This window comes from Microcystis sp. LEGE 08355 (assembly GCF_015207185.1).
GTDB classification, from domain to species: Bacteria; Cyanobacteriota; Cyanobacteriia; order Cyanobacteriales; family Microcystaceae; genus Microcystis; species Microcystis panniformis.
This window is the reverse complement of the sequence record NZ_JADEXI010000909.1, coordinates 1-1,227: the sequence shown is the minus strand read 5'-3', so window position 1 is coordinate 1,227 and position 1,227 is coordinate 1. Positions and strand designations below refer to the sequence as shown.

2 protein-coding genes are annotated in these 1,227 nt (G+C 46.9%); one reads left to right on the top strand and one right to left on the bottom strand.

Going from position 1 to position 1,227, the window contains the following annotated elements; all coding sequences use genetic code 11:
• The coding region (locus IQ242_RS25165; protein ID WP_193961834.1) for a protein kinase at window positions 1-306 on the bottom strand (306 nt) is incomplete at its 3' end.
• A gap of 208 nt (window positions 307-514) precedes the next feature.
• Here IQ242_RS25165 and IQ242_RS25160 point away from each other — a divergent pair.
• Entirely contained in the window at window positions 515-1,183 is a 669-nt protein-coding gene (locus tag IQ242_RS25160) for a hypothetical protein (protein ID WP_193961833.1), read from the top strand.
• Window positions 1,184-1,227: the final 44 nt, after the last annotated feature.

The window sequence follows — 1,227 nt, the reverse complement described above, 5'->3', positions numbered from 1 at the left end:
TTCCCCTTCAATGTATTCTTGCACGAGAAAAAATTGCCCATTTTCCTCAAAATAAGCAAATAAACGGGGAATATGGCGATGAATGCCCAATTCTTGCAGGATTTTTGCCTCGGTTTCAAAGAGTCGTCTAGCGATGGCTACAGTTTCGGCATCCCGGCACTGGGGTTTAAATTGTTTGATCACACAACGATTTTGATTGGGTAACTGGCGATCGCAGGCCAAGAAAGTCTGTCCGAATCCCCCTTTTCCCAATTGACGGATAATTTGGTAGCGATGACTAAGGATTTTTCCGGCAGCGAGTTCCATAGACGATGGCAATCGAGGGTTTTTTACTATTCTAGGCTTTTCGGCTCTCTTTTGCGGTCGATGGACAAAATGCGGAAATTCTGCCATTCTACTTTTTTCCCTATAGAGAGGGAAAAAATTCCCTGTTGAGGGGACTGACATGACAGACAGAAAAAAATAATCTAGAAACAGAGAAAGTTCACTGTTGTTTTTTGAGAGGATAACCGCTATGTCTATCAATCCTGTTACTAGAGCCAGCACAGCCTTACTGATTACCCTGCTCATGGGTTCCATGTCCGGTACTTTTCCCGTCCTCGCTCAAAGTAATATTAATCGGCAACGTCTTATCGCTCAACAAATCTCGATTCCTGCCGGAACAGTTATCCCTTTGAATTACGAGAAAGCCGATAAAATTTTAGTTTCTAAAAGTGATGTTATTCCTCTGACTTTAAGCGTAGCCAGAGATATTCGTAACCGGAATGGGATTGTGGTGATTGCGGCAGGAAGTGAAGTCAAGGGTACTTTAGAAGCAGCGGGCCGAGGTGTGCGGTTTATTGCCGATGAAATTCGCCTCGATGGGGGTAATCGCACCATTCCCCTCAATGCCACTTCGCGATTAATTACTACCACTGAAACCCTGCGTAAAGGGGCAAAAACTCAAGATATCTTAGGGGGAACCCTCGCCGGTGCGGGGGCAGCCACAGCGATCGCTGCTCTCACGGGCGATCGCAAGATCGAAGTTCTCGATGTCTTAGCGGGGGCAGCCGTGGGAACCCTTGCAGGATGGGGTTTACCGACGGCGGGAATTGTCGGTGGTAGTTCCGTGCAGTTATACTCTGTTAACCCCGATCGAGATTTAAATATTACCCTGCAATCGCCCCTAGTGATCAGAGATTAGTTAGGGTCTGCTGAAAAAGTTTTTCGTGGGGGCAGGGTGTGGGG

Coding starts and splice junctions, on each gene's coding strand:
- IQ242_RS25160 (WP_193961833.1), top strand. CDS start 515: ATGTCTATCAATCCTGTTACTAGAGCCAGCACAGCCTTACTGATTACC.